This window comes from Curtobacterium citri (assembly GCF_030362955.1).
In the GTDB taxonomy this organism is placed as follows: Bacteria; Actinomycetota; Actinomycetes; order Actinomycetales; family Microbacteriaceae; genus Curtobacterium; species Curtobacterium citri.
This window is the reverse complement of sequence record NZ_JAUCML010000001.1, coordinates 148,117-165,841: the sequence shown is the minus strand read 5'-3', so window position 1 is coordinate 165,841 and position 17,725 is coordinate 148,117. Positions and strand designations below refer to the sequence as shown.

The 17,725-nt window shown below is 73.0% G+C and carries 20 protein-coding genes; 6 read left to right on the top strand and 14 right to left on the bottom strand.

All coding sequences use genetic code 11. The annotated features are described in order from the left end of the window. The first annotated feature begins 29 nt into the window (after positions 1–29). Together QUG92_RS00755 and QUG92_RS00750 are read left to right on the top strand one after the other, a co-directional pair. Positions 30–605, top strand: coding sequence for a GNAT family N-acetyltransferase (locus QUG92_RS00755; protein ID WP_289457235.1), 576 nt, complete (start codon positions 30–32; stop codon positions 603–605). Then, the gene (locus QUG92_RS00750) at positions 602–1,096 is read left to right on the top strand and encodes an SRPBCC family protein (RefSeq protein ID WP_289457232.1); all 495 of its coding nucleotides are present in this window, start codon (positions 602–604) and stop codon (positions 1,094–1,096) included. Before QUG92_RS00755 ends, QUG92_RS00750 begins: the two co-directional genes overlap by 4 nt. Here the strand turns inward: QUG92_RS00750 and QUG92_RS00745 are convergent. The 6 genes from QUG92_RS00745 to QUG92_RS00720 all read right to left on the bottom strand — a co-directional run bounded on the left by QUG92_RS00745 (position 1,063) and on the right by QUG92_RS00720 (position 8,335). Further along, positions 1,063–1,893 (bottom strand): MurR/RpiR family transcriptional regulator, encoded by an 831-nt coding sequence (locus QUG92_RS00745; protein WP_069713379.1) that lies wholly within the window; start codon positions 1,891–1,893, stop codon positions 1,063–1,065. The two genes, QUG92_RS00750 and QUG92_RS00745, sit on opposite strands and share 34 nt — an antisense overlap. Then, entirely contained in the window at positions 1,890–3,188 is a 1,299-nt protein-coding gene (locus QUG92_RS00740; RefSeq protein WP_289457229.1) for an allantoate amidohydrolase, read from the bottom strand. Before QUG92_RS00740 ends, QUG92_RS00745 begins: the two co-directional genes overlap by 4 nt. Beyond that, on the bottom strand, positions 3,185–4,426 hold the full coding sequence (locus QUG92_RS00735; protein WP_289457226.1) for a pyridoxal-phosphate-dependent aminotransferase family protein: 1,242 nt from the start codon (positions 4,424–4,426) through the stop codon (positions 3,185–3,187). Before QUG92_RS00735 ends, QUG92_RS00740 begins: the two co-directional genes overlap by 4 nt. Beyond that, complete coding sequence (allB, locus tag QUG92_RS00730; protein WP_289457224.1) at positions 4,423–5,826, bottom strand: allantoinase AllB; 1,404 nt, start codon at positions 5,824–5,826, stop codon at positions 4,423–4,425. Before allB ends, QUG92_RS00735 begins: the two co-directional genes overlap by 4 nt. After that, the gene (locus QUG92_RS00725; RefSeq protein WP_289457222.1) at positions 5,823–6,587 is read right to left on the bottom strand and encodes an aspartate/glutamate racemase family protein; all 765 of its coding nucleotides are present in this window, start codon (positions 6,585–6,587) and stop codon (positions 5,823–5,825) included. Before QUG92_RS00725 ends, allB begins: the two co-directional genes overlap by 4 nt. A gap of 185 nt (positions 6,588–6,772) precedes the next feature. Then, positions 6,773–8,335: an NCS1 family nucleobase:cation symporter-1 gene (locus tag QUG92_RS00720; protein WP_289457221.1), complete on the bottom strand. Its 1,563-nt coding sequence runs from the start codon at positions 8,333–8,335 to the stop codon at positions 6,773–6,775. A gap of 245 nt (positions 8,336–8,580) precedes the next feature. Here QUG92_RS00720 and QUG92_RS00715 point away from each other — a divergent pair, with 245 nt between their 5' ends. The 4 genes from QUG92_RS00715 (at position 8,581) to QUG92_RS00700 (ending at position 10,580) form a co-directional block, all read left to right on the top strand. Beyond that, the gene (locus tag QUG92_RS00715; protein ID WP_289457220.1) at positions 8,581–9,135 is read left to right on the top strand and encodes a VOC family protein; all 555 of its coding nucleotides are present in this window, start codon (positions 8,581–8,583) and stop codon (positions 9,133–9,135) included. Positions 9,136–9,247: 112 nt separating this feature from the next. Further along, entirely contained in the window at positions 9,248–9,547 is a 300-nt protein-coding gene (locus QUG92_RS00710) for a hypothetical protein (protein WP_289457218.1), read from the top strand. A 79-nt stretch (positions 9,548–9,626) separates the two neighbouring features. Beyond that, on the top strand, positions 9,627–10,076 hold the full coding sequence (locus tag QUG92_RS00705; RefSeq protein ID WP_289457217.1) for a hypothetical protein: 450 nt from the start codon (positions 9,627–9,629) through the stop codon (positions 10,074–10,076). A 6-nt stretch (positions 10,077–10,082) separates the two neighbouring features. Next, entirely contained in the window at positions 10,083–10,580 is a 498-nt protein-coding gene (locus QUG92_RS00700) for a hypothetical protein (protein WP_289457216.1), read from the top strand. A 199-nt stretch (positions 10,581–10,779) separates the two neighbouring features. Here QUG92_RS00700 and QUG92_RS00695 read toward each other — a convergent pair whose 3' ends face one another. The 8 genes from QUG92_RS00695 to QUG92_RS00660 form a co-directional block, all read right to left on the bottom strand. Continuing rightward, entirely contained in the window at positions 10,780–11,223 is a 444-nt protein-coding gene (locus QUG92_RS00695) for a barstar family protein (RefSeq protein ID WP_289457214.1), read from the bottom strand. Between the two features lie 84 nt (positions 11,224–11,307). Then, positions 11,308–12,465 (bottom strand): FAD-dependent monooxygenase, encoded by a 1,158-nt coding sequence (locus QUG92_RS00690; RefSeq protein ID WP_289457213.1) that lies wholly within the window; start codon positions 12,463–12,465, stop codon positions 11,308–11,310. A gap of 177 nt (positions 12,466–12,642) precedes the next feature. Further along, positions 12,643–13,365: a VIT1/CCC1 transporter family protein gene (locus QUG92_RS00685; protein WP_069713386.1), complete on the bottom strand. Its 723-nt coding sequence runs from the start codon at positions 13,363–13,365 to the stop codon at positions 12,643–12,645. 87 nt (positions 13,366–13,452) lie between these two features. Next, complete coding sequence (locus tag QUG92_RS00680; RefSeq protein ID WP_289457211.1) at positions 13,453–13,944, bottom strand: GNAT family N-acetyltransferase; 492 nt, start codon at positions 13,942–13,944, stop codon at positions 13,453–13,455. Between the two features lie 35 nt (positions 13,945–13,979). Further along, entirely contained in the window at positions 13,980–15,383 is a 1,404-nt protein-coding gene (locus tag QUG92_RS00675) for an LLM class flavin-dependent oxidoreductase (protein WP_411469344.1), read from the bottom strand. 146 nt (positions 15,384–15,529) lie between these two features. Further along, on the bottom strand, positions 15,530–15,940 hold the full coding sequence (locus tag QUG92_RS00670; RefSeq protein WP_289457210.1) for a hypothetical protein: 411 nt from the start codon (positions 15,938–15,940) through the stop codon (positions 15,530–15,532). Continuing rightward, complete coding sequence (gene sufU / locus QUG92_RS00665; RefSeq protein WP_289457208.1) at positions 15,937–16,383, bottom strand: Fe-S cluster assembly sulfur transfer protein SufU; 447 nt, start codon at positions 16,381–16,383, stop codon at positions 15,937–15,939. The genes QUG92_RS00670 and sufU overlap by 4 nt, the downstream gene beginning before the upstream one ends. Beyond that, a complete protein-coding gene (locus QUG92_RS00660; RefSeq protein WP_289457207.1) occupies positions 16,380–17,681 on the bottom strand; it encodes a SufS family cysteine desulfurase in 1,302 nt (433 codons plus the stop codon). The genes sufU and QUG92_RS00660 overlap by 4 nt, the downstream gene beginning before the upstream one ends. Positions 17,682–17,725 lie beyond the last annotated feature (44 nt).

Genomic DNA, 17,725 nt, shown 5'->3' with positions numbered 1-17,725 from the left:
CGCCGCCGCCCGCTCGCTAGGCTCGCGCTGTGCACCCCGTGACGCTCCGCACCGACCGGCTCGTGCTGTCCGTCCCGGTCGACGCCGACGCCGACGACGTCGTCGCGTACGCGAACGACCCGGACGTCGTCGCCTTCACCCCGGTGCCGGTGCCGTACGGCCACGCCGAGGCCCGGCACTGGATCCGGGAGGTCGTCGCCGCGGGCTGGCGGGACGGCACCCGCACCGAGTTCGGCCTCCGCCGCGCGGACGACCTGCGGCTGCTCGGCACGGTCGGGTTGTTCGGGATCGCGGACGGTGCGGCCGAGATCGGCTACGCACTCCACCCCGACGGACGCGGGCACGGGTTCGTCGCCGAGGCGGTCGAGCGGGTGCTGCGGTGGGCCTTCGCGGCGTCACCGACCGGTCTCGCGCTCGAGCGGGTGCAGTGGCGGGCCATCGCGACGAACGCCGCCTCCGCCGCCACCGCGCAGCGGGTCGGCCTGCGCTACGAGGGACGCGCACGCTCGGCGGTGCTGCACCGGGGTGCCCGGCACGACCAACTGCTCGCGGCGGTGCTGCGGGACGACGACCGGTCCGGGCCGCAGGTCTGGCCGACGGCGTGACCGTCGTCTTCCGCCTGGTCACCGAGATCGCGGCACCGCCTGAGCGGGTCTTCGCGCTCTCGCTCGACGTCGGCGCGCACGAACGCTCGATGGCAGGTACCGATGAACGCGCCGTGGCCGGCACGACGTCCGGCACCATCGGCCTCGGCGAGAGCGTCACGTGGCGCGCACGGCACTTCGGGGTCGTCTGGCGGATGACGAGCCGGATCACCGCCCTGGAGGCGCCGGGTCGCTTCGTCGACGAACAGGTGCGTGGTCCGTTCGCCCGCTTCCGGCACGAGCACCGGTTCGAGCCGTCGGCCGTCGGCACGCGGATGGTGGACGACGTCACCTTCCGCGCACCGCTCGGTCCGCTGGGGTGGCTCGCCGAGCGGCTCGCGCTGGCGCGGTACATGCCTCGGCTCATCGCCGCGCGGAACGCCACGCTCCGCGCGGAGCTCGAGCGCGGGCACGACGGTCAGCGCGCGGCGAGCTCTCCGAGCGAGTCGTAGGCCGCGGCGACCGCGTCGACGCGGGCACGACCGGCGGGACCGGACGCCTCGTACACGTCGTTCGCGATGGCGGCGACGACGGCGAAGAGCGCCGCCATGGAGTCGAACGCCGACGGCGAGTCGACGGGGCAGAGCACCGCGGTCGCAGCGGGGGCGGCGATGACCGCCGCGGTCGGGTCGCCGAGCACGACGACGTCCGCCCCGGTCGCGACGCAGTGCCGCACGAGCCGCTCGGCACCGGCCGCGTGTCGCCGCACCGTGACGAGCACGACGAGGTCGCGGCGGTCGAGGTCGGCGACCTCCTCACCCAGGCGCTGCCCGGGTGCCGGACCGATCCGGACGTCCGGACGGACCTGCGCGAGCTGGGAGCGGAGCTGCATGGCGACAGGGTGCGCGCCGCGTTCCCCGAACACGAGCACCCGGCGGGCGCGGACGATCCGGCGGGCGAGCCGGACGCGGTCGGCCCGGGCGAGGGAGGCGAACGCGGCGTCGAGGTTGCGCGCCTCGACGGCCCGCTGGTCGACGTGCGCGGCGTCCTCCGCGGCCCAGGGCAACCCGCTGCCCCGCGCGGACATGAGCTCCTGCCGGACCTCGGCGGCGTCCTGGAACCCGAGGGAGCGGACCAGGCGCGAGACCGTCGCCTTCGACGTGCCGGACTCGGCCGCGAGCTCGGCGGACGTGCCGACGAGCAGCAGCTCGGGGTCGTGCCGGACCATCGCGGCGACCCGGCGCTCCGCGGGCGACAGGCGGTCCCAGACGGCGTCGACGCGGGCGCGGACGTCGGGGACGGCGCTCACGCCGGGACCTCCCGACCGTCCGCGACGACGTCGTCGGCGATCCGCTCGACGGCCACGGCGAGCGCGTCGAGGCCGAGGGCGACGTCGTCCTCGGAGACGAACTCGTCCGGGTGGTGGCTGATGCCGTCGGGGTTGCGCAGGAACAGCATCGCGACGTCGGTCACCAGGCCGAGCGACATGGCGTCGTGCCCGGCGCGGGAGAACAGCTCGGCGGGCGCGGCCTCCCCCGTCGAGGCGATGCCCGCGCGGATCGCGTCCATCAGCCGGGGTGCGCAGAACACAGCCGGCGCACGGTGCACCTCGGTCGGCGACACGGTCACGCCGCGTCGGGTGGCGATCTCGTCGAACGCCGCCGTGATCGCCTCCCACACCCGGTCGCGGCCCTCGTCGAACTCCCCACGCAGGTCGACGCTGAAGCGGGCGAGCCCCGGCACGACGTTCACGGCCCCGGGTTCGACGGACATCGTGCCGACGGTGCCGACGTGCTGCTCCGCCCGGCAGATGCGCTCGACGGCCAGGGCGGCCTCGGCCGCGGCGAGCAGGGCGTCGTGCCGACGCTCGTAGGGGGTGCCGCCGGCGTGCCGGGCCTCACCGACGGCCTCGACCGTGAAGCGACGGGCGCTCGCGATGCTGGTCACCACGCCGAGGGCCTGACCGGCCTGCTCCAGGTGGGGACCCTGCTCGATGTGCGCCTCGAGGTACCCGACGAGCCGCTCCGGTGCCAGTGCGGCCTCGCCGACACGCTCCGGGTCGAGTCCGAAGTCGGTGAAGGCCTGCCGCAGGGTGGTCCCGTCGCCGTCCTCGAGGTCCCACCACGCCTCGTCCCAGACCCCGGCGACGGCGGAGGACCCGAGCAGGGCCTTGCCGAACCGGGTGCCCTCCTCGTCCGAGAACGCGGTGACCTGCAGGGCGACGGGCAACGGGCCGGCCGCGGTGAGCCGGGCCGCGGTGCGGATCGCCATCAGGACCCCGACGACCCCGTCGTAGCGACCGGCGTCGACGACGGTGTCGAGGTGCGAGCCGAGCAGCAGCACGGGGGCGTCCGGCGTCGCGCCGTCGACGATGCCGTGCAGGTTGCCCGCCGCGTCCTGCCACGTGCGGAGGCCCGCGTCGTGCATCCACTCCGCGACGACCGCGTTCACCCGGGCGTGCTCCGGTGACAGGTAGACGCGGGTGGTGCGGCCGTCGTCCTCGGACACCGCGGCGAGGGCGTCGCACCAGCGGACGATCGTCGCGGCGTCGGCGAGGGCACGCGTGCTGGCGGTCGGGACGGGGGTCGGGGTGACGGCGCTCACGCGGGGGCCCCGACCGGGACGGACGCTCCGGCGTGCACGTCGAGCGCCGCGTCGACGCCCGCGCCCTGCGGGACGGCGTGCCCCGCACGCCGGAGGCTGTGCTCGAGCGCGGCGAGCGTCGCCACGACGGCGTCCTTGCGCGCGTTGTACCCCATCGTGCCGATCCGCCAGACGCGGCCGTGCAGCGGGCCGAACGACGTGCCGATCTCGATGCCGTGGTCCTCGAGCATCGCGCCGCGGACCTGGTCGCCGACGACGTCGTCCGGGATCTCCACGGCCACGACGTTGTGCATCTTGTGCCCGACGTCGCCGAAGACCCGCAGACCCAGGGCCTCCACCCCCGCGAGCATCGCGCGACCGGCCGTCGCGTGGCGCTCGACGACGGTCTCCCGCCCCTCCTCGAGCAGGATGCGTGCGCACTCGTTGGCGGCGTAGAGCATCGACGCGGCCTCGGTGTGGTGGTTCAGACGCCGCGGTCCCCAGTAGTCGAGGATCATCGCGAGGTCGAGGTAGTTCGACCGGATCGGGTGGTCGGAGACGACGTCGTCGGCCTCGCGGATGCCGGCCTCGATGCTCCGACGGCCGTCGAGCACCGCGACCGCGCGCGGCGAGACGGTGATCGGGGCGCTGCCGGACGGACCGCCGAGGCACTTCTGCAGCCCGGCGCTCGCGACGTCGATCCTCCACGCGTCCACCTCCAGCGGGTTGCCACCGATGCTCGCGGTGGCGTCGGTGTAGAGCAGCGCCCCGTACCGGTCGCAGACCGCGCCGAGCTCCTCGAGCGGCTGGTTCATCGTGGTGGAGGTGTCGCCCTGCACGACCGCCAGGACCTTCGGCCGGATGCGGCGCACGGCGTCCTCGACCACCGACGTCGGGAAGACCTGTCCCCACTCGGTCTCGATCGTGTGCACCTCGGCGCCGGCGCGCCCGGCGATCTCGGCCAGCAGGTGCCCGAAGCGCCCGAACACGGGCACGAGCACGCGGTCCCCGGGTGCCAGGAGGGAGACCAGGGCCGCCTCGATGCCGGCGCGCGAGGTCCCGTCGACCAGGACCGTGGCGTCGTTGCGGGTGCCGAAGACCTGGCGGTACAGCTCCTGCGTCGCGGTCATCGTGGCGGTCATCCACGGGTCGTACTGCCCGACGAGCGGCGTCGAGAGCGCCCGGAGCACCCGGGGGTCGGCGTCGATCGGGCCCGGACCCATGAGGAGTCGGGCGGGCGGGTTCACTGGCTGCGTCATGGTGCCTCCGTTCCGTTCAGGATGGTACCGGAACGATCGTTTCGTACGTGTTGCGTGTCCTGCGGCCGGACGAGCAGGACGCCCTCGACCGCGGTCACCCCCTCGGTGGCCGTCGCGACGAGCCGCCCGTGCAGCCAGGTCTCCGTGACCCGTCCGAGGGTGTGCAGGCCCGCGAAGGCGGACACCGGGTTGCGGTGCGCGAGGGCGGCGACCTCGACGACGTCCTCGGCCGCGGGGTCGAGGACCGCGAGGTGCGCGACGGCACCCGGCGCGATGCGACCGCGGTCCGTGAGCCCGACGAGCGCCGCCGGTCCGGTCGTGAACCACGGCAGCACGGTCTCGAGCGGGATCCCCCGCCGCACGGCCTCGGTCCACACCGCGCGGAAGCCGACCTGCAGCCCGGCGATCCCACCCCAGGCGAGCCCCCAGTCGTCGGTCTTCAGGTCCGCCGTCGACGGCGAGTGGTCCGAGACGACGCAGTCGATCGTGCCGTCGAGGAGCCCGGCCCAGAGCGCGTCGCGGTTCGCGTCGTCGCGGATCGGCGGACAGCACTTGAACTCGGTGGCGCCGTCCGGGATCGTGCTGGCCTCGAAGGCGAGGTAGTGCGGGCAGGTCTCGACGGTGATCCGCACACCGTCCGCCTTCGCCGCCCGGATCAGCGGCAGGGCTGCGGCGTCGGAGAGGTGCAGCACGTGCACGCGCGCACCGGTCTCGCGAGCACCGTCGACGACCCGCGCGATGGCGGACCGCTCGGCGCTGCCCGGACGGGTCGCCAGGAAGTCGGCGTACCGGCCGCCGAGCGCGTCGTGCGGGACGAGCAGGTCCGGGTCCTCGGCGTGCACGATGAGGAGCGCGTCGAGCTCCGCGACCTCGGCGATCGCGGCACGGAGCTGCTCCGGGTCGAGGTGCGGGAACTCGTCGACGCCGCTCGGGGCGGTGAAGCACTTGAACCCGAACACCCCGGCGTCGTGGAGCGGCCCGCGGGTCCCCGCGTTCGCGGGGACCGCACCGCCCCAGAACCCCACGTCGACCGCCACGCGACCCTCGGCGCTCGCCCGCTTGACCGCCAGGGCGTCGACGTCGGTCGTCGCCGGGATCGAGTTGAGCGGCATGTCGACGATCGTCGTGACCCCGCCGAGCGCCGCCGCGCGGGTGGCGGACGCGAAGCCCTCCCACTCGGTGCGGCCCGGCTCGTTGACGTGGACGTGCGTGTCGACGAGCCCCGGGAGCAGCACGTGCTCGTCGGGCACGGTCCGGTCCTCCGCGGCGTCGACGGCGTCCCCGAAGGGCAGCACCGCGTCGACGAGCCCGTTCCGGACCACCACCGCAGCCGGGCGGAACGCGCCGTCGACCCAGGCCCGTCGAGCGCGCAGGACGAGGTCGGCCTCGGCGCCGCTCATGCCGACACCCCGCTCAGCACGGCGGTCGGGGCGGCCACGGTGAAGCCCGACAGCACCCCGGTGACCTCCTTCGGCGGTGGCGGGGCGTACTCGCCGCGCTTGCCGGTCACGAGGCCGAGCCGGACGAGCGACTCGGCGAGCACCGTCGCCGCAGCCACGCCGTCGACCACCGGGGCACCGACCTCCCGGGACACCTCGGCGCAGAGGTCCGCCATGCCGGCGCACCCGAGCACCACCGCGTCCGCACCACCGGCGAGCACCGCGCGGCACTCCTCGACGACGAGCGCCCGCGAGCCCGAGGCGGGGTCGTCGAGCGCCAGCACCGGGACCTCGCACGCGCGGACCTCGGTGACGAGCGGCCCGAACCCGTAGCGCTCGGCGAGCTCCCACGCCCTGCCGGTCGTCCGGGCGAGGGTGGTGACGACCCCGAACCGCCGACCGAGCATGGCCGCGGCGTGGAAGCCGGCCTCCGCGATGCCGATCACGGGACCCGTGGCGAGCTCCCTGGCGGCGTCGAGGCCCGGGTCGCCGAAGCACGCGACGACGAACGCGTCGACGCCGTCCCGTTCCCCGAGTGCCACCTGCTCGAGGAGCCCGGGGACCGCCAGCGCCTCCTCGTAGTGGCTCTCGATCGAGGCCGGTCCGGTGGTGGGCGTCACCGCCTCGATCACGGTCCCGGGCCCGGCGACGGCGGCCGCAGCGCGACCGATCGTGGCCGTCATGGCGGCGGTGGTGTTGGGGTTGACGACGCGGATGCGCAAGCGGGTCCTCCGGGTGGTGACGAGGGGAAGCGGGGCGTGGAGCCGGGTGGTGACGAGCGGGGCGGAGGCGGGACGCGCCTCCCGGCCGAGCCGAGCCGAGCCGAGACGGGCCGAGCCGAACCGAGACGGGACGGGACGGGCCGGGCCGAACCGACACGGGACGGGACGGGACGGGCCGGGCCGCGCTAGGCGCGCCCCACGGCGGCGCCGTCGTCGACCGTCGGGTCGTCGGCCTCCAGGACCGGCATCCGCGGCGACCGGCGCTCGAGCGCCCAGAACACGACGAGCCCGAGCCCGCAGCCGATGAACCAGCTGTAGTTCGACAGCCACGGCAGGATGCCGGTCGCGGGCGGCAGGACCGCGCTGGCGACGGACACGGCCCCGGCGACCAGCAGGGTCCACATCGCGTTCGGGTTCCACCCCGCGCGGTACCAGTACCGGGCGGTGGGCTCCTTCGAGTACATGTCGTCGACCGCGACGCGCTGCTTCGCGACGAGGTAGTAGCCGGCGATGAGGATGCCGAACAGCGGACCGATCAGCGCGCCGAGGATGCCGAGCGTGTACAGGATCGCCTGGTCGTTGCCGTACCAGTTCCACGGCGTCAGGAGCACCGAGCCGACCGCGGCGATCATGCCGCCCGTGCGCCAGCTGATCTTCCGCGGGGCGACGTTCGAGAAGTCGAACGCGGGGCTGATGAAGTTCGCGACGATGTTGATGCCGACCGTGGCGATGACGAACGTCAGGCCGCCGAGCAGGATCGCGAACGGTGCGTCGATCGCCTGGACCGTCTCGATCGGGTCGGTGATGAGCTTGCCGAACACCGGGACGGTGGCGCTGGCGCAGAGCACCGTGAGGACCGAGAAGAACAGGAAGTTGACCGGTAGGCCCCAGAGGTTGCCGCGCTTGACGGCGGCGAACGACCTGCCGTACCGCGAGAAGTCGCCGAAGTTGAGCATCGGGCCGGAGAAGTAGCTGACGACGATCGCGACGGCGGAGAGCATCACCGGGATCGAGGCGCCGAACGACATCGGCGCCCCCGTGTGCAGCGTGAGCGAGATGTTGCCGATGCCGGCCCGGGCGACGAGGTAGACCGCGAGCGCGATCATCACGAGGTAGACGGCGGGCCCGGCGAAGTCGATGAAGCGGCGGATCGCCTCCATGCCCATCGAGAAGAGCACGGCCTGCGCGACCCAGAGGATGCCGTACGAGATCCAACCGAGCGCCGACAGCCCGAGGAACGCGTGGTCGAGCAGCGCGGCCGATCCGGGCAGGAACTTGAGGAACACGATGTTCAGCGACTGCGCGGCGAGGAAGGTCTGCACGCCGTACCAGGCCGTCGCGATGAGCCCGCGGATGACGGCGGGGACGTTCGCCCCGATGACGCCGAACACCGCGCGGTTGATGACCGGGTACGGCACACCGGTGCGCTGCGACGGCTTCGCCACGAGGTTCGCGAACACCTGGACGACCAGGATGCCGACGACCAGGGCGACGAGCACCTGCCAGCTGGCGATCCCGAGTGCGAAGAGCGACCCGGCGGTGACGTAGCCGCCGACCGAGTGCACGTCGGACATCCAGAAGGCGAAGATGTTGTAGCTCGTCCAGCGCTGTTCGCGCAGGGGGGCGAGGTCCTCGTTGGTGAGCGACGGGTCGTACCCGGGCTTGACGACGCCGGCACCGGCGGCGGCCGACGACGTCGTGCGGGGGGCGTGGGGCGCGGCGACGGGTGTCGCGATCTCTGTGACCAAGGCGTCCTCCGTGGGAGTGGGCGGCGGGGGTCCCCGCTCCTGGACGACGCTATGGAGGCTCTTCGCGCTGCCCGTTTCCCTCGTGTAACGGTCGTGTGACACGCTCCCCGGCCCGGAACGATCGTTCCGAGGAACCACGGCCGTCACCTGAGCGGCCGCACAGTCCGGTGCGGGATGCCGCAGGGATTGGCGCACCGGTCGACAGGAGCCGTCCGGGGAGCACCACGCGGCACGATCATCGATCCATGACCAGGGGCATCAGGATCGACCACGTCGGCGTCACCGTGCCCGACATCGACGCGGCGACGGCGTTCTTCGCCGCCGCCTTCGACGCCGTCGTGCTCTACGACGTGCGCCGCACCACCGACGTGCCGAACGGCACACCGGAGGCGCACCGCTACCTCGGCATCCCGGACACGATGGCGCAGGGAGCCATCCGCATGCTCGCCCTGCCCGAGGGCCCGGGGCTCGAGCTCTTCGAGTACCGCGGCCCCGACCAGCGCGCCGCTGCGCACCCGTCCGACCTCGGCTGGCAGCACCTCGCGCTGTACGTGGACGACCTCGACGAAGCGCTCCTGCGGCTCGAGGCCGCCGGCGCCGTCCGCAACAGCGATCCGCGGCCCCTGCGGGGTGAGGAGGCCGGGGAGGGCAACCGCTTCGTCTACACCCGGACGCCGTGGGGGTCGACGCTCGAGCTCGTCACCTACCCGACACCGCAGCCGTACCTGCTGCATGCACCCCGGGCGAAGTGGGCGCCGTGGCCGGACGTGGACCGGCTCCGGCAGCTGGACCCGGCCTGACGGGCTGACCGGTCCGGCCGGCCGGGAGGCACGGCTCGCGTCCGCCTCGCCGGTCACCGTGCGTGCCGGGTTGCGCTCATCCCCTACGCTCGTGCCGACGGAGGGGAACACGATGACGAACCTTGCCGACTGGGAAGCCGAGGGTGCCCGGGCACGACCCAGCACACCGACGGACCACGTCCGAGCACCGCTCGCGCTCCGGGCGGCGACGTGGATCGGCACGGCCCTGCTCGTCGTCGCCGGCATCGTGCTGATCAGCACGACGATGGTCACGCAGCAGGCGGAGGAGTCGGCGGCGCACGAACTGCTGCGCGTCCTGGTCCTGGTCGTGGTCGGCAGCGCGATCGCGGTCGTCGGTGCGGTGACCCTCGTCCTCCGTCTCGTCGCGAGCGCGCTCCGTCCGAGCTCCTGACACGACACGGCAGGGCCCCAGCTGCGAGGACCACCGGGTGCCGCTCGGTCCCCGACGCGCGCCGTGGGATCGTCGAGCCGTGGACGACGACCTCACCGCTGCAGCGTTCCGTCGGGCCTTCCGCGACGCGGACGGCGTCGAACCGATGCCGTTGCCCGACGGCGAGGTGGTCGACTCGCTCGGATCGGACATCGGCCCACTGCGCGACGCACTCACGCACGCTCGATGGCTGCACGTCACGGAGCAGGACACGGGCGGGGCGGCCGCGACGCTCGCTGCCTGGCCGAGCACCGGCGTGCAGGTCGACTTCTTCTTCGGGTGGGGAGCACCCATCGCGTTCGACTTCGATCTCCGGCAGCTGATCGGGGACGAGGACGTCCAGGCGCTGGCGCGGTTCCTCCGACTGGTGAGTTCGGTCGTCGGCAAGGACGTGGTGGTCCGTCCCGAGGGCGAACGAGACGGTCAGCCGGCCCTCGTCGTCGAAGCGTCGACCGGTCGCTGTCGTCTGCTCCCCGCCCCGCCTGGATGAACCTCGATGACGCCGTACCGTGGACGGGCGCTCCTCGATCGAGGTCAGCGCGATGTCGATTTGCACGAGGAGCGCGCCGCCATGGGCATGTTCGCAACGTTCACGTACGCCGATCACCGATGGCTGGCGGAAGAGGATCCGGTCCAGCGCGACGGCGCACCGAGCGGACCGTTCTTCTCGGCCACGGTCCACGACAGCGACTTCGCGACGCTGCGGTACGAGCCCGCCTCGACTGCCGGCGGTCTGGCGTACCTCGGGTTCCAGCCGCGCGACTACTTCGACGACCCGAGCGCGAGTGACGACGTCGATCTGGACGCGCAGGCCATAGGGCTTGCGGAATGGGCTGCGGCGGTCACGGGGACCGCCGTGTCAGCAGGGGCGATCCGCCCCCTGCTGGCGCAGGAGTTCGTCGAGGAACCGATCGCCGACTTCGTCGAGGACACCCTGCAACGACTCGTCTCCCTGCTCGGGTTGCCGCTGATCGCGGAGCTCATCGACGGTTGATCGACTCGAAGACGCGGCCGTTCCATCGGCTCGTTGCCGCAGCAGCCAGAGTCGACTCGTCAGCGGTCGAAGTCAGGTACCCGTCGTCGACCCTCCCCACCGCGCAACCGGCCAGCGACACCACGCCGAGCGCTGAGGAGGACCATGCAGCAACAGCTCGTGACCTCATGAGCACCACACTGCACTCAACGGATCCCGGTCAGGAGAGGATCGTGAGCAGACGGTTCCCGAAGAGTGCCGCGTACCGCCCCTGCCTCTGCAGGATGCGCTCGACGGAGTGGGCAGTCTTCGGCATCCGATGCGAGAAACGGTCGAAGCCCGAAAGGCTGAGCACGAGGCCAGTCTCGGACGCGTCCCACCCGTAGTCCGCCTCTGCGACGTCTGCCATGCAGTCGTTGAGGGCGTCGAGGTTCCTCCCGAAGTGGCGAGGGAAGCGGAGGCCCGTCGCGAAAGCGATGTGCATCTGCTCGTCGTCTTCCCATGCATCGGCGTCGAGCTCGACGACCCGGTAACCCTCGCGCCGAAGCCACGTCACGGCGCTGCTGACCGCAGCATCGTCTCGCATCCTGGCGACGAAACCGTCTCGGGCGAGCTCGAAGTCGAGCCGGTTCCCCAAGACGTCATCAGTGGAGAAAGCGGACATGCTCGAACCGTAGTACGCCGTGGACGCACGAGACGGTGTGACTGGTCATGGGCGGCTGGCTCAGCGCTCGACACGAGCGATCCGTCACCGCCGGACGGGCGATCCTGCGCCTTCGTAGCGACGGAGGTCGAGTCCCTTGGCCGGCAGGTCGAGGAGCCGCATGAGGGGCGACGCGATGGACGCGGCGCGGAAGAACAGGTTCCGGAGACGGATCCCCCGCATCGTCCTCGGTGCCAGGAGCGCGCCGGCGTTCACCTTGTGGGACGCGGCCGTGTACGGCCGGTAACGGGCCTCGTACTCCGCCAGGGCCGTCGCGACGTCTCCGTCCGCCAGACGCAGCTCGCCGGCCAGCACGTACGCGGCGACCAGGGCGAGGCCCGTGCCGTACCCGCTCAGGGCGTTCCCCCACGCGGAGTCGCCGAGCAGGACCACGCGCCCTCGGCTCCAGCGGCCCACGGTCACCCGGCTGATGGAGTCGGTGTAGAACGACCGCGCGTCGGCGAACCGGTCGACGATCTCCGGGATGCGCCACCGCCCCTCCCGCAGTGCGCCCGCGATCTGACGCTTCTGCTCGTCGACGTCGTCACGGGCTCCCGGGAACCGGTCTGCGGCGACGACGATGAAGGTGGGGGCCTTCGACCCGCCGAGCATGACCGTCATCCCGGGCTGGCTGTACACGACGTCGTCGTCGCCCAGGTCCAGGTCCGCCAACACGTAGTGGTGTCCGCGGTGCTCGACGAACTGCTCCTCCGGGCCCCAGACGAGACGGCGCACCCCGGAGTGCACGCCGTCGGCACCGACGACCAGGTCGAAGCGCTCCACCGATCCGCTCCGGAACGTCACCGTGACGCCCTCGCCGTCGTCGACCATGCGCGAGATGCGATCCCCGAACCGGTAGTCGACGTCGTCCTTCGTCCGCTCGTACAGGACGGTCGCGATCGTGTCCCGGGGGACGTTGAGCTCGCCGGAGCCGAATCCACCGGGCGCGACCCCGATCGTGCGACCGTGCTCGTCGACGATCGCGGCGTCCTCGTCGCGGATGTCGTACTGACGGAGCTCGTCGAGGATCCCCATCTCCCGGAGGACCTGCATGTGGGTCGCGCCCTTGAAGTCGACGGCCTGTCCACCGGGTCGGATGCTGTCGTTCTTCTCGACGACGGTCACGTCGTGGCCGGAGCGGTGCAGCCAGAAGGCGAGGGCGGGACCGGCGATGCTGGCGCCGGAGATCAGGATGCGGGTCATGGGGACTCCTCGTGTCGGTGGGACCACCATCCGCCCGACCACTCACACCCCGCTGACGCGGTACTGACACCGGTGGCGTCCGCGGCGCCAGGCGCCACAGGGAGCCGCGCGCTCCGCCGCGCCGCCTCCGGGAGCACGGTCAGGACTCGTCGTCCGAGATCTACCGCACCCGAGCCCTCACAGCGCGTGCGTCCCGAGCAGCGCCCCGGCCACGTACGTCGCCGCGAGCGCGAGCGCCCCGCCCACCACGACCCGCAACGCCGCACGCCCCCGCCGGGCACCGCCGAGCACCGCACCGGTGGTCCCGGTGAGCGCGAGCGCGACGAGCGACGCCGTCACCGTGACCGGCACCCGCGCGGCTTCCGGGGCGAACAGCATCGCGAGGAACGGCAGCAGGGCCCCGACCGTGAACGTCGCGGCGGAGACCCAGGCGGCACGCCACGGGCTCACGACCTCGTCCTCGGCGTCCCGCAGGGCGGCCTCGGCCCGCCGGCGGCGGACCTCCGGTCGCGCGAGCTCCCGGGCGACCGCCACCGCCACCGACTCCTCGACCCCGAGCGACCGGTAGTGCGCGGCGAGCGCTGGGGCGTCCTCGGCGTCGGCCTCGAGCTTCGCCTGCTCCGCGGCCTGCCCGGTGCGCTGGGCGTCACGCGCGCCGCTCACCGAGATGTACTCGCCGAGCGCCATCGAGATCGCACCGCCGACGAGCGCCGCCGTCCCCGCGGCCACCACCGGCCCCGTGCCCGCTCCCGCGCCGGCGACGCCGACGAGCACGGCCGCCACGGAGACGATGCCGTCGTTCGCGCCGAGCAGTCCGGCGCGGAGCCAGTTGAGTCGCGCGGCGCTGGCGGCGTCGTCGTGCTCCGAGACGGGGAGCGAGAGGTCCGATGCGGTCGACATGGGGGCAATCGAACCACGCTCGTGCGCCGCGCGCCAGCAAGGTGAGGCATGCCTGACCTGGGGTTTCCTGGTGAGGACAGCCTCACCTCACCGGTCCGCGCCGGTCCGCCAGACCCGGGTCGGCCGACCGCTCAGGGCGTGGGGGAAGGAGTCACCGACGGGCCGGAACCCGGCGCTGGCGTAGAGCGCCAGTGCCGGCGCGTTGTCGTCGAGCGCGTGCAGCTCGCACTGCGCGTGCCCGGCCTCGGCTGCGGCCGCCACCGCTGCGGCGAGCAGCCGGCGGCCCAGCCCGTGCCCCTGCGCGGTCGGCGCGACCGCGAGCAGGCTGAGGTACGCGGCGTCGCTCGGGGTGCCACCGGTGCCGGGGGCCGTGACCAGGGCGAAGCCGACCGGTGCTCCGGCGGGGTCGTCCGCCACCACGAGGGCGACACGGTCGGCGGCGAACTTCGTCCGGGCGCGCTCGCGGACCGCCGGCGAGGCGGGCAGACCGTCACGGTCGGCCACGGCCGCGACCCACAGGTCGACGCAGGCCGCGTCCGCCCCGGTCGCGGTGCGCACGACGAAGGTGGTCCCGATCACCGGACCACCCTACGTCGCACCGTGACCGTCGACGCTCAGACCGCCGCGCGGACCCCCGAGCGGTACTGCGCCGCACGGTGCTCCTCGGGGAGCCGGTCCCCGCGGCCGAACAGCTTCTGGCGCAGGGACCCCGCCACGTACTCCTCCGGGTACGCCCCGCGGGCACGGAGCTCGGGGACGACGAACTCGATGACGTCCTCCCACGTGCCGGGGGTGACCGCGTACGCCAGGTTGAACCCGTCGACGTCGGTCTGCTCCTGGATGTCGATCAGCCGCTGGGCGATGGTCGCCCCCGACCCGACGGCCACCGGCCCGAGTCCACCGATCGCGGTGTGCTCGGCGATGTCCCGGACCGTCCAGTTCGCCCCGTCCTCCCCCGTCGCCGCGGACAGGTTCGCGGCCGTCGACTGGATCGCGTTCGACTCGATGTTCCCGAGCGGCTCGTCGAGGTCGTACTGCGACAGGTCGACGCCCATCCACCCCGAGTTGAGCACGAGCGCGCCCTCGGCCGACGCGTACGACAGGTAGTCGCGGTACTTCGCCTGCGCGGCCTCGTCGGTCTCGTCGGTGATGACGGTCAGCAGCGTGTAGACCTTCGCCGCGTACCGGTCGCGGCCGGCGGCCTCGAGGGCGTCGCGGATCTTCCCCACCGTGGCCGCGAGCTGCGGGATCGTCGGCGCACCGACGAAGACGGCCTCGGCGTTCTCCGCAGCGAAGCGGATGCCGCGAGGCGATGCGCCCGCCTGGTAGACGACGGGGCTCCGCTGCACGGACGGCTCCGACAGGTGGATGCCGGGCACGTCGAAGTGCGTGCCGTGGTGCTCGATCGGGTGGACCTTCGCCGGGTCGGTGAAGACACCGGTCTCGCGGTCCTCGACGACGGCGTCGTCCTCCCACGACCCCTCCCACAGCTTGTAGAGCACCTCGAGGTACTCGTCGGCCACGTCGTAGCGGTCGTCGTGGCTCAGCTGGTCGGTGTGTCCCATGTTCCGGGCGGCACTCGGCAGGTACCCGGTGACCACGTTCCAGCCGATGCGGCCCTTCGTCAGGTGGTCGAGCGTCGACATGCGCCGCGCGAACGGGTACGGGTGCTCGTACGCGGTCCCCGCAGTGATGCCGAAGCCGAGGTGCTCGGTCACCGCGGCCATCGCCGAGACGAGCAGGATCGGGTCGTTCACCGGCACCTGCGACCCGGTGCGCAGGGCAGCCTCGTTCGTGCCGCCGTACACGTCGTACGTCCCGAGGACGTCGGCGATGAAGATGCCGTCGAAGTGCCCGCGTTCGAGCAGCTGCGCCAGGTCCGTCCAGTACGACAGGTCGTTGTAGTGCCGCGAGCGGTCGCGGGGGTGCCGCCACAGTCCGGAGGACTGGTGCGCGACGCAGTTCATGTCGAACGCGTTGAAGCGGATCTGCCGGGGCTCGTTCGTCGTGTCCGTCACGGCGGTGACGCTACGTGCGTCCGGCGCGTCCGTCACGCCTCGTGACGCTCCGTGACACGGCCGGGAGGCCCGCCCCGACTCCGCCCCGCCACACACGTCCGGCGCGGGTCGCCCGTCGCCCGGCCGGTCTGACGCGAGCGGCGGGCTCAGCCGCCGGACTCGGCGCAGCTGTCGGTGCCGCTCCAGCAGGCGGGTGTGTCGTTGCTGAGGCTCGGGATGTCGGCCCACCGTCCCTGCGGCACCGCGAGCACCCACGCGGCGACGAGCACGATCGGGACCATCGTGAGCGCGACGAACGCCGGCCAACGGACGCCGCTGCGCACCGCTGACACCACGGCGACGACGACCAGCACGGGCGTGGCGACCAGCAGCAGCTCGTAGGTCCGGACGTGCGCCGGGGTCTCGTCGGGGCCGTACAGGGTCCACGTGCCCACCACGTTCAGCAGCATGACGACCGGGACGGCACACGTCAGCAGCGCGGCCACGACGGCGGTCCGGCCGGAGCGCCGGTGGTCCCGCGCGGCGTCCGCCGCGACCTGGTCCCCCGTGCCCGTCACGCGGCGGTGGCCTCGCGGGCGGCGGCCTCGGCGGCGACCCAGGCGAGCATGCCGCACTTGACCCGCATGACGAACTTCGAGACGCCGTGGAACGCCACGAGGTCCTCGAGGGTGTCCTCGTCGGGCTCCCCCGCGCCACGCGACCGCATCATCGTCCGGAACGCCTCGGTCAGTTCGAGCAGTTCCGGGACGGTGCGCCCGGGTGCCATGTCGGTGAGGACCGATGCCGACGCCATCGAGATCGAGCAGCCGTCGCCCTGCCACGCGACCGCGGCGATGCGGTCGGTGCCCGGCTGGAGCCGGATGCTCACGGTGATCTCGTCGCCGCAGGTCGGGTTCCGCTCGAAGTGCGACGCGTCGGCGTCGACGAGCACGGTGTCACCGTGTCGGGCCTTCGCGTGGTCGAGGATGACCTGCTGGTAGAGCGAGTCGAGCCCGTTCACGAGGCCGCTCCGAAGTAGCCGCGGATCTCCGCGACGGCCGCGAGGAACCGGTCGACGTCCTCCTCGGTCGTGTACACGTACGTGCTCGCGCGGCTGGTCGCCACGAGGCCGAGGCGACGGTGCAGCGGTTGGGCGCAGTGGTGGCCGGAGCGCACGGCGATGCCCTGCGCGTCGAGGTACTGCGAGACGTCGTGGGCGTGCACGCCGTCGACGTCGAACGCCACGAGCCCGGACCGCGGGACCCCGGCGGGCGGACCGACGACGCGGATGCCGGGCACCGCGGCGAGGCCCTCGAGCATGCGCTGGGCGAGCTGCTCCTCGTGGGCACGGACCCGGTCCGTGCCGATGGCCTGCAGGTACCGGACGGCCTCGGCGAGCGCCACGGCCTGGGACACGGGCTGCGTGCCCGCCTCGAAGCGCTCGGGAGCGGGCATGAACTCGGACGACTCCATCGTCACGGTCGTGATCATCGATCCGCCCGTGCGGAACGGGGGCAGCGCATCGAGGAGCTCGCCCCGACCCCAGAGCACGCCGATGCCGTTCGGCCCGAGCATCTTGTGCCCGGAGAACGCGGCGAAGTCGACGCCGAGCTGCTGCACGTCGAGCGGACGGTGCGGCGCGGACTGGCAGGCGTCGAGCACGACGAGGGCGCCGTGCTCGTGGGCGGCGGCGACGACCTCCGCCACGGGCGCGATCATGCCGGTGACGTTCGACACGTGCGCGAAGGCGACGACCCGCGTCCGGTCGGTGATGCGCGAGGTCGCGTCGTCGGCGGTCCACGTGCCGTCGTCGGCGACCGGCACCCAGCGGAGCGTCGCACCGGTCAGGGCCGCGAGCTCCTGCCACGGGACGAGGTTCGCGTGGTGCTCGGCCTCGGTGACGAGGACCTCGTCGCCCGGGCCGATGCGGAAGCGCTCGGCGGCGGCTCCACCGCGACCCCGGCTGGCGTTGGCGATGCCGTACGCCACGAGGTTGAGGGCGTCGGTGGCGTTCGCCGTCCAGACGACCTCCGACGGCGACGCCGCCCCGACGAAGCCGGCGACCGTGGCACGCGCGTCCTCGTAGGCGTCGGTGCTGAGCGCCGCGAGCGTGTGCGCGCCACGGTGCACGGCCGCGTTGTCCTGCTCGAGGAAGCGTCGTTCGGCGTCGAGCACCTGCCGCGGCCGCTCGGCCGTCGCCCCGGAGTCGAGGTAGGCGAGCGGACGCCCGTTCACCTCCTGCTGGAGGATCGGGAAGTCCCGCTTGATCGCGGCGACCTCGGCGTCGGTCAGCGGCTGGTTCGGAGCGAGGACGGTCACCCCACAATCGTGGTCCGTCGCGCCCGCTCCGTCCAATCGCTGTG

Coding starts and splice junctions, on each gene's coding strand:
- QUG92_RS00735 (WP_289457226.1), bottom strand. CDS start 4,426: ATGACGCAGCCAGTGAACCCGCCCGCCCGACTCCTCATGGGTCCGGGC.
- allB (WP_289457224.1), bottom strand. CDS start 5,826: ATGAGCGGCGCCGAGGCCGACCTCGTCCTGCGCGCTCGACGGGCCTGG.
- QUG92_RS00715 (WP_289457220.1), top strand. CDS start 8,581: ATGACCAGGGGCATCAGGATCGACCACGTCGGCGTCACCGTGCCCGAC.
- QUG92_RS00710 (WP_289457218.1), top strand. CDS start 9,248: ATGACGAACCTTGCCGACTGGGAAGCCGAGGGTGCCCGGGCACGACCC.
- QUG92_RS00700 (WP_289457216.1), top strand. CDS start 10,083: ATGACGCCGTACCGTGGACGGGCGCTCCTCGATCGAGGTCAGCGCGAT.
- QUG92_RS00695 (WP_289457214.1), bottom strand. CDS start 11,223: ATGTCCGCTTTCTCCACTGATGACGTCTTGGGGAACCGGCTCGACTTC.
- QUG92_RS00690 (WP_289457213.1), bottom strand. CDS start 12,465: ATGACCCGCATCCTGATCTCCGGCGCCAGCATCGCCGGTCCCGCCCTC.
- QUG92_RS00685 (WP_069713386.1), bottom strand. CDS start 13,365: ATGTCGACCGCATCGGACCTCTCGCTCCCCGTCTCGGAGCACGACGAC.